We start from the raw sequence: 8713 nt of genomic DNA, 5'->3' as shown, positions 1-8713 counted from the left end.
TCTCTTTCCGAACCCGGTCGTTAAGTCTCCTTGCGCTGATGGTACTGCCCTGTGGTGGGGTGGGAGAGTAGGTCGCTGCCACGGTTTTTTGTGGGGAGGGGGTCGCCTTGTTGGGCGGCCCCCTTCTTTTTTGTGTTTGTTTGTGCGTTTGTGAAAAGAGTGGCGAAGGAACGCCTGTGGAGAGAGTTCCCACTGGTCGGCGGAGCCGGGTGGCCGGCGCTGTGGCGGTGGACGGCGATGTCATGTCGTAAGCTGGAGAGCACGAGTACTATGACGCGCTGCTACTGCTCAAGGTGGCAGCGCTTTTGAGTGTTGACGGACGGGTTGGATGACTGAGGACAGCCGATCGGGAGACCGCGAGGACTCCGGAGCAAACGAGCATGGTGGTGACCGCTCCGGCGAGCCTGGCGGTCGGGGACGTGGTGAAGGACCCCGCTCCCGATCCGGCTACAGCGGCTCCCGGGACAACAGAGGCGACGACCGCCGTGGCGGCGGCTACCGGCGGGATGACCGCGGTGGCGCCCGGGGCCGTGACGACAGTCGGGGCGGCGGTTACCGCGGAGGAGACCGCCGGGACGACCGTGCCCCGCGGGACGATCGTGGTGGCTACCGCGGACGTGACGACCGCGGTCCCCAGGGTGACCGCGGTGGTTTCCGTCGTGACGACCGTGCCCCGCAGGGTGAGCGTCGTGGCGGCGGGGGCTTCCGCAGGGACGACCGCGCTCCGCAGGGCGACCGCGGAGGCTACCGTAGGGACGACCGTGCCCCGCGGGACGATCGTGGTGGCTACCGCGGACGTGACGACCGTGGCCCCCAGGGTGACCGCGGTGGTTTCCGTCGCGACGACCGTGCCCCGCAGGGTGAGCGTCGTGGCGGCGGGGGCTTCCGCAGGGACGACCGCGCTCCGCAGGGCGACCGCGGAGGCTACCGTGGGCGGGACGACCGCGGCGGAGGTTTCCGGGGCGGGGACCGCCGGGACGACCGGCGCGGCGGAGGCGGCTTCCGGGGTCGGGACGACCGGCGCGACGACCGTCGCCCTCCCCGCGAGGACCGCGACCCCGCCGACATCCCGCCGCAGCTTCCGGAGGAGGCCACCTTCTCCCAGCTCGACCCGGAGACCCGGCGTGAACTCCACTCGCTGCCCAAGTCCTTGGCCGAGCTCATCGGCAAGCACATCGTCGCCGCGGGCATGCTCCTGGACGAGGACCCCGAGCGGGCCTATGCCCACGCCGCCTACGCCCGCCGCAAGGCGTCGCGTGTCCCCGGCGTGCGCGAGGCCTCCGGTGTGGCCGCCTACACCGTCGGCAAGTGGCAGGAGGCCCTGTCGGACCTGCGGGCCGCACGCCGGATGAGCGGACGGGACAGCTTCCTCGCCATCATGGCCGACTGCGAGCGCGGTCTGGGCCGGCCCGAGCGGGCGCTGGAGATCACCGACGACCCCGCTGCGGCCTCCCTGGACACCGCCGACCGCATCGAGCTGCGGATCGTCGCCGCGGGCGCGCGTCGCGACATGGGTGACGCCAAGGCCGCCCTGGCGGAACTCCAGGTTCCGGAGCTGAAGGAGCGCCGGGCCCGTCCGTGGGTCGCCCGCCTGTTCTACGCCTACGCCGACGTCCTGGAGGAGCTGGGCCGCGAGGACGACGCGCGTGAGTACTTCTCGCGGGCCTCGGCCGTGGACAGCGACGGTGTGACCGACGCCGACGAGAGGCTGGCCGCGATCGAGGGCGTCGAGCTGGTCGACGTCGACACCGAGGACGGGATCGTCTGGACCGACGCCGAGGAGCAGGAACTCCCGGAGGCCGACGAGGCCCCCGCCGACGGCGGTCGTGAGCGTCGCGACGACCGCGACGGCGGCCGGGCACCGCGGGACAGGTACTGAGCCCTTTCAGGGACACCGACGGCACCGCGCCGCCGGGCGGTGAACAGCCGCTCGGCGGTGCCGTCGTGCGCCTGGGGGCGCTCCCCGGCGCCCACGACTCGGTGGTCTGCCTGACCTACGACGGCGACCGCCCCCTGCTCGTCCGCCACAGGGACCGGGGCTGGGAGTTCCCGGGAGGCCATGCCGAACCCGGCGAGACGGTCGAGGACACCGCCCGGAGGGAGGCGCGCGAAGAGGCGGGCGCCACCCTGGGCGAGGTCGGGGTCGTGGGCCACTACGTTCTCGCGAGCGGGCACGTCACCGTCGTCACCCACGCCCGGGTGACCCGGTTGGAGCCCCTGAGCGGGCATTTCGAGACCGTGGGGGTGCGCTCCTTCGACGTCCTGCCCGCCGACCGGGAGCTGTCCTGGCCGGACGGCGTCTACGCGTACCTCCTCCGGGAGCTGGGGCTGCCCGGGGCGCCGGCCCCTCGGCCCCCGACAGCCCCGGAGTAGACGGTCGCGGCTGCGACCGGTCGGTAGCCGAGCCGCCGGTCGACGGCCGGCATCGGCGCGTCGTCCCCGTGGTCGCCGGCGCGCCGGAGTGCGGCGCGTATGTGGCCGACCACGCTCCCGTCCTCCTCCACGGCGACGGGACGGTCTCCTCGAACTCGGCCGAAGGGCGGTCCGGCCGCCACAGGACGACCTCCTCCGTCAGCACGCGACACGGGTCCGCCCGGTGGAGGGGGAGAGGAGACCGGGTGTGTCGGCCCGCCGGGCCGGGCGGATCTCGACCGTCACGCGGCGAGCCCGGCGGGGGCCGCACCCCTTTTTCCGCCGTGCCGGCGCCCGGGCCTCAGGAGCGCTCCCCGTCCGCCTTTCGCCCGGCCTGTTCCTGCGCCAGCCGGTCCAGCCAGTGCACGATGCCGGCCACGTTGGTCTCCGGCCCGGCGAGGATGTCGAGGACCGCGGCGGACTCCGGCGGCGCGTCGGCGGGGAGAGGGCTGTACCTGGAGACCACCTTGTCCCGGACCATGGCGATGGCGTGGTCGAGGTCCCCGGTGGTCCCGTGGGACTCGCGCACCGTCTCCACCCACAGGCGGAGCTCGCTCTCGGCCTTGTCGAGGGTCTCCGGCACCGCCGTGACCGCACCGAAGTGGGAGAACATCAGCCGTTGGGCGCCGATGTCCCCGAAGAGCCGGAGGGTGCGCAGGCACGCGTCCAGGTCGAAGTCCGGCGGCGGTGTGGCGGGGCTGACGTCCCCGGTGAGCGGCCTGTACACGCCCAGGGCGTCGCCGACGTAGAGGTCGCCGGTGAGGGAGTCCACCAGGCCCATGTGGTGCTTGGCGTGTCCGGGCGCGTAGTGGGAGACGAGTTTCCGGCCGCCGCCGAGGTCGATCTCACCGGTCTCGCCCACGGCGCGGATCCGCGCGGCGTCGGTGGGGCTCATGTGCCCGAACAGGGTCTCCAGCCGGTCACCCCACACCATGGCGGCGCTGGCCATCAGCCGGCTCGGGTCGGCCAGGTGGCGGGCGCCGCGCTCGTGCACCACGATCTCGGCGTTGGGGAACAGGGCGGCCATGTCGCCGGTGCCGCCCGCGTGGTCCAGGTGGATGTGGGTGACGACGATGGTGGCCAGGTCCTCGGGGGCGAGCCCCAGGCTCGTGACGGCGCCGTGCAGGACGCGGGCCGAGGTGGCGGTGCCGACCTCGACGACGCAGGGGCGTTCGGACCGGATGAGGTAGCTCGACACGACCCCCGGGTATCCGGCGAGCATCGTGTCGATGGCGAAGATGTCGTCGCCCAGGGGGGTGATCCCCTCGGGCGGACCGCTCACGTCCACGTCGTCGTGCACGGCAAGCACCCCTGTTCCCTCGGTTGCGTGCGGTACGGGAAGGACCTGTCCCGAACCGAATCCGACTCTAGGACAAGGGTGTCATGACAGGTCGGACCGGGGGCGGAGTAGAGGGGCCGGGCCGGCGGGGCCCGACGGGCGTCCGGGGCGGGACCCCCGGCGTGCGGGCCGGTGCGGGTTGTCCACAGATTCCGGCCGGGCCTTTCCCGCGGGGGCGGCCGGGGCGATCCTGGAGATCAGCGCAGACGCCCCCGTCGGTCGCGGAGCGCCGGACCCCGGCGACCTCCGAGCCCTCCGCCGCGTCGCGCCCCTTTCCCCGCCCACCACCCCAGGAGGACGTATGCGACAGGAGACGGCGGTCGCCCGGCGGCGTGCCGCGGCCCGTCCACCGACCGAACAGCCCGGCACCGCCACGGATCACCCTCCCGGGCCCGGGGCCCGCGCGGTCGATCGCCGTGGGGAGCCGGACCCCTCCGACGGGGCCGGCGCCCGTCGCGAGCCGGGCCACCGCAACGAGATCGTGGTCGCCGGGCGTGTCACCGCGGAGCCCCTCGTGCGCGAGCTCCCCAGCGGGGACCGTGTCGCCACCTGGCGGGTCTGCGTGGCGAGGCCGACCGACACCCGGTACGCCGGCCGGGGGGTCGACTCGATCACCTGCGCCAGCTTCGACCAGGACCTGCACGAGGGGATCCGGGCCTGGAGGCTGGGCGACGTGGTCCAGATGAGCGGGGAGCTGCGCCGTCGTACCTGGCGCGGGCGGGAGGGGGTTCGCAGTGTCTGCGAGGTGGAGGCGAGGACCGCGACGCTGGTCCGCGCGGCCGCACCGGGCCACGACGGGCGCAAGGAGCCGGGGCGGTGAGGCCGCGGCTCGGGTGCTCACCAGCCCAGGCGGGCCAGAACGCCGTGCGCGGCCGGGCCGCCAGGGTCCACCGTGGCGTCCGCCCACACGGCCGCGCACAGGGCACGGAGGCCGTCCAACCGGTCGCCCGTCCCCTCGATCGCCGGAGCGCCCCCGGTGACGGTCACCGTCCACCCGCCGCAGCTGGCCCCGTGGCCGGTGCGCGCCACCTCCGGGTGCGGGTCGTTCATGCCCGACACGTCCCACGCCAGGTAGGCGGGCCGCTGGTGCGCGGGGGCCGCGAGGAGGTCCGCGGGGCCGGTCACCCCGGACAGCACCAGCAGGCCCGCCGCGCCGTGCGCGGTGGCCCCCTCGATGTCGGTGTCGAGGCGGTCCCCGACGATGAGCGGGTTGCGGGCGCCGGTGCGGCGGATACCCTCCTCGTGCAGGGGGAGCATCGGCTTGCCGGCGACGACGGGCTCGACCCCGGTGGCGTGCGCGATCACCCGGACGAACGACCCGTTGGCCGGGGTGGCGCCCCACTCGCTGGGCGCGGTGGCGTCGGCGTTGCTGGCCACGTACAGCGCGCCGCGCGCCACGGCGAGCGCCCCCTGGTCGAGCAGGTCCCGGCTCATGCTCCGCGAGTACCCCTGGACCACGGCCACGACCGAGTCCGAGGCCACCGTCACCGGGCGCAGGCCCATCTTCCGGACCGCCTGCCGCAGACCGGTGTCGCCCACGACGAGGACGTCCGAACCCGCCGGGTGGCGCTCGCTCACGAGCCTGGCGGCCGCCTCGGCAGAAGTCACCACGTCGTCGGGTGCCGCGGCCACCCCCAACTGCGTGAGGTGTTCGGCGATCCGGGCGGGGGTGCGGCCGGCGTTGTTGGTCACGAACGCCACCTTGGCGCCGGCGGCTCGCGCCTTGCCCACCGCCTCCGGGGCCGCGGGCACCGCGTGCGGGCCGATGTACACGACCCCGTCGAGGTCCAGGAGCATCGCGTCGTAGAGCGTGTTCAGGGGACGGTCTGCGGCGAGCAGGGACATGTCGGGGAACCTGTTCCGTGCGGTGGCGTGGTCGGTGTTCAGGCTATGGCCTGACCTCCGGCCCGCGTGACCGCGCACCCCCGCGACGGGTGTGCCCTGCGTCGCACGGGGTGGGGCGCCCGGGACGGGGCCGGACCCCGCCCCGGGGTCGTGGCCGGAGCGGGGCCCTGACCCTTCCGGGGCAGCGGCGGGGGCCAGCACGGGGCGGGTGGCCGTGCGCCGCGTGGTGCCGACCCCGCCGCCGCGTGGTGCCGACCCCACCGGGAGGGTGAGGAGAACCCCAGCCCGGTACTGCGGTCGGCTCCGTGGCGCCGGAGGCACGCCGGCGAACACGATGGACCCATGCCCAGACTTCCCGCGGCGCTGCTCGCCGCCTCCGTCCTCCTCCTCTCCGGGAGCCCCGCCGCCGCGGACACGGCGGGCCCCGGGGGAGGAGCGCTGACCCCCGGCGCCGTGGACGACTACCTGGAGGACTACCTGGCGTCCTCGCCGCTGCCCGGCGCCGCGGTCGCCGTCACCCGGGGCGCCGAGGTGGTGCACGTCGCGGGGTACGGCACCGACTCCGGGGGCCGGCCGGTCACCGCCGACACCCCGATGGGAGTGGCCTCCGTCAGCAAGGCGTTCACCGCCCTGGCGGTCATGCAGCTCGTGGAGGAGGGGGAGATCGGACTCGACGACCGGGTGGCCGACCGGCTGCCCGGGTTCGCCCTCGCCGACCCGCGCGGCGCGGAGATCACGGTCCGCCAGCTGCTCACCCACACCTCCGGGATGTCCGACACCTCCTTCCGCGAGAAGAGCGAACCCGCCCCCGACGACCTCTCCGGCGCGGTCGCCCGGCTGGCGGGCGCAGGCCTGGCCGCGGAGCCGGGCACGGAGGTGAACTACCACAACCCCAACTACCACGTGGCGGCACGCCTGGTGGAGGTCGTCGGCGGCCTGCCCTTCGGCGAGTTCCTGGAGCAGCGCACGTTCGCGCCCCTGGGCATGGACGACACGGTCACCGTCGACACCGTCGGGGAGGTCTTCGGGGCCGGTGTGGCCAGGGGCCACGTCGGTGTCCTGGGGAACGCCGTTCCCGCCGTCGAACCCGCGAGCTACGTCAACGGCGCGGGGGGCATGGTCACCACCGCCGCGGACATGGCCCGGTGGCTCGTCGCGCAGAACGGCGGAGGCCGGGGCGCGGACGGTGCGCGCATCCTCTCGGAGGAGGGCGTCGCCGCCACCCACGCCCCGCTGGGCGGAGGCGGCGGAGGGGAGCGCAAGGGGCTGGGCTGGGACGTCGGGGAGACCCCCGCCGGGGCGCCGATGCTCTCGCACGGCGGCATCCAGTTCACCTACACCGCCCACCAGGCACTCCTGCCGGAGAGCGGCCACGGGATCGCGGTGATGGCCAACACCGGGCTGGGCGGCGCCGACGCCTCGGCGCTGCTCCACGGACTGGTCGCCCTGGCCGAGGGGGACGAGCCGGCGCCCCCCGCCGGACCTGTCCTGCTGGCGGTGGACGCGGTCCTGGCGGGCCTGGCCGTGTCGGCGTGCCTCCTGGCCGTCCGGGGCGTGCGCGGAGCCGGGAGGTGGGCCGCCGCGGCGCGGGGACGGGCCCGGTGGCGCACCGCGCTCCGGCTGCTACCGGGTCTCGCGGTGGTCTGTGCCGCGGTGGTCCCGCACCGGCTGGTGGCCCTGCTCGCCCAGGGCCGTGACCTCACATGGCTCCAGAGCCTCTACACCGCGCCCACGGCGGTGACGCTCCTGGTGACCGCCGCGCTGGCCTTCGCCGCGGTGTACGCGGCGCGGGCGGTCGCGCTGGCCCGCCCGCGCCGGACGCTCAGTCCAGAACCCGCATGACCAGCCCGGTGCGCGGCTTGGGGCCGAACGAGGTGGACTTGCGCGGGGTCAGCTCGCCGCGGTCGGCCACCGCGTACACCTGGCCCACGCCCAGCGCGGGCACGACGACGGCGGTCCCCTTCTCGTGGTGGGCGGCGGCGACCGCCTCGGCGGGGTCGTCGTGCACCATCCGCACCAGGTCCTCCGGGAACTCCCACAGCGGCATGAGCACCTCGTGCAGGACCGCGGTGGGAAGGCGGCGCCATGCGGGGGACCGCTCCGGCATGGCCCGCTCCAGCACACCTTCGTCGAAGCCGTGCGCCAGGTGGGCGTCCCCGTCGGGAGACACCAGCAGAAGGACGGGGGACTCCGACCCGGCCCGGGCCGCCACCCCGGCCAGGACCTCCGGCGAGGCCGTGCCGAGCGGTTCCACGGTGGCCGCCTTCCGGGCCTCCCGGACCGCCGTGTCGGTGTCCAGGCCGGGCAGGACCCGGTGGATGGCGCCCAGCCGGGGCGGGTGGGCGTCGCTGTCGACCAGCAGGGCCAGCCCGTAGCCCCACCCCGGGTCCGGGTACTCCCGGTGGAGGCGGCGGTAGGCGGCGTAGCGGTGGTGCCCGTCGGCGATCAGCGCGGAGCGGCCGGCCAGGTCGGCCGCGACACGCCGCAGCTCACCGGGGTCGGTGAGGGCCCACAGGCGGTGCTCGGAGCCGTCGCGGGTGCGTGCGGACACCAGCGGGGCCAGCGCCGCCGCGGCCTCGGTCGCGGCGGTCGCGGCCCCGCCGCCGCCCCGGTAGACCAGGAAGATCGGTTCGAGGTTGGCCCGGGCCAGGCCCATCAGGGCGAACCGGTCGCGCACCGGCGGGTCGGCCACGTCCTCGTGCGGGCGCACCGCCGACCCGGCGCCGTCCTCGGGCAGCCGCAGGTTGCCCACCAGCCCGCGTTGGCGCCGGCCGTCCGCCGTGACCTGTTCGTACACGTACAGGGCGGGTTCGGCGTCCAGTGCGAGGACCCCGTCGCCGATCCAGCTGTGCAGGAGGTCGGCGGCGGCGCGGTAGCGGTGCGGCACGGCGCTGTCCGGGTCCTGCCTGCCCAGTTCGTAGGGCAGGGTGACGCGGGCCGCGTTGTGGGGGTCGGACCGCTGGAGCTTCCGCGCCTCTTCGGCGTCGGGGATGTCGTAGGGCGGCGTCAGGAGTCGTGCGAGGTCGAAGTCCCCGTCGATGAACCGGTCCACGTCCGGGTCCGCGTAGCGCAGACCGCGGAAGGGGGCCAGTTCGAGAGCGTGGCGTGGCATCCCAG

8 protein-coding genes are annotated in these 8713 nt (G+C 75.1%); 4 read left to right on the top strand and 4 right to left on the bottom strand.

The window, feature by feature from the left end; translation table 11 throughout:
- Nucleotides 1-268: 268 nt before the first annotated feature.
- Nucleotides 269-1135, bottom strand: a complete 867-nt coding sequence (locus ACIRPH_RS27925) for a hypothetical protein (protein WP_402919551.1) — start codon at nt 1133-1135, stop codon at nt 269-271.
- A 15-nt stretch (nt 1136-1150) separates the two neighbouring features.
- On the opposite strand from ACIRPH_RS27925, the gene ACIRPH_RS27920 reads away from it, so the two are divergent.
- Together ACIRPH_RS27920 and ACIRPH_RS27915 are read left to right on the top strand one after the other, a co-directional pair.
- Complete coding sequence (locus tag ACIRPH_RS27920) at nt 1151-1879, top strand: tetratricopeptide repeat protein (protein ID WP_402919549.1); 729 nt, start codon at nt 1151-1153, stop codon at nt 1877-1879.
- 65 nt (nt 1880-1944) lie between these two features.
- A complete protein-coding gene (locus ACIRPH_RS27915; protein WP_402919547.1) occupies nt 1945-2373 on the top strand; it encodes an NUDIX domain-containing protein in 429 nt (142 codons plus the stop codon).
- Between the two features lie 340 nt (nt 2374-2713).
- Here ACIRPH_RS27915 and ACIRPH_RS27910 read toward each other — a convergent pair whose 3' ends face one another.
- A complete protein-coding gene (locus ACIRPH_RS27910) occupies nt 2714-3712 on the bottom strand; it encodes an MBL fold metallo-hydrolase (protein WP_402919587.1) in 999 nt (332 codons plus the stop codon).
- A gap of 340 nt (nt 3713-4052) precedes the next feature.
- Here ACIRPH_RS27910 and ACIRPH_RS27905 point away from each other — a divergent pair, with 340 nt between their 5' ends.
- Nucleotides 4053-4571 carry a single-stranded DNA-binding protein gene (locus tag ACIRPH_RS27905; RefSeq protein WP_402919545.1) on the top strand — a complete coding sequence of 173 codons (519 nt, stop codon included), beginning with the start codon at nt 4053-4055 and terminating at the stop codon, nt 4569-4571.
- 17 nt (nt 4572-4588) lie between these two features.
- Here the strand turns inward: ACIRPH_RS27905 and ACIRPH_RS27900 are convergent, their stop codons facing one another.
- The gene (locus ACIRPH_RS27900; RefSeq protein WP_402919543.1) at nt 4589-5596 is read right to left on the bottom strand and encodes an HAD-IIA family hydrolase; all 1008 of its coding nucleotides are present in this window, start codon (nt 5594-5596) and stop codon (nt 4589-4591) included.
- Nucleotides 5597-5938: 342 nt separating this feature from the next.
- Here ACIRPH_RS27900 and ACIRPH_RS27895 point away from each other — a divergent pair, with 342 nt between their 5' ends.
- Nucleotides 5939-7438 (top strand): serine hydrolase domain-containing protein, encoded by a 1500-nt coding sequence (locus ACIRPH_RS27895; protein WP_402919541.1) that lies wholly within the window; start codon nt 5939-5941, stop codon nt 7436-7438.
- Here the strand turns inward: ACIRPH_RS27895 and ACIRPH_RS27890 are convergent.
- Nucleotides 7419-8708, bottom strand: coding sequence for a DUF1015 domain-containing protein (locus tag ACIRPH_RS27890; RefSeq protein ID WP_402919539.1), 1290 nt, complete (start codon nt 8706-8708; stop codon nt 7419-7421). The two genes, ACIRPH_RS27895 and ACIRPH_RS27890, sit on opposite strands and share 20 nt — an antisense overlap.
- Between the last annotated feature and the right edge of the window lie 5 nt (nt 8709-8713).

The organism is Nocardiopsis sp. NPDC101807 (assembly GCF_044766605.1).
Classification (GTDB): Bacteria; Actinomycetota; Actinomycetes; order Streptosporangiales; family Streptosporangiaceae; genus Nocardiopsis; species Nocardiopsis tropica.
Note: the sequence above shows the minus strand (reverse complement) of the source record. Positions and strands in the feature narration are given on the sequence as shown.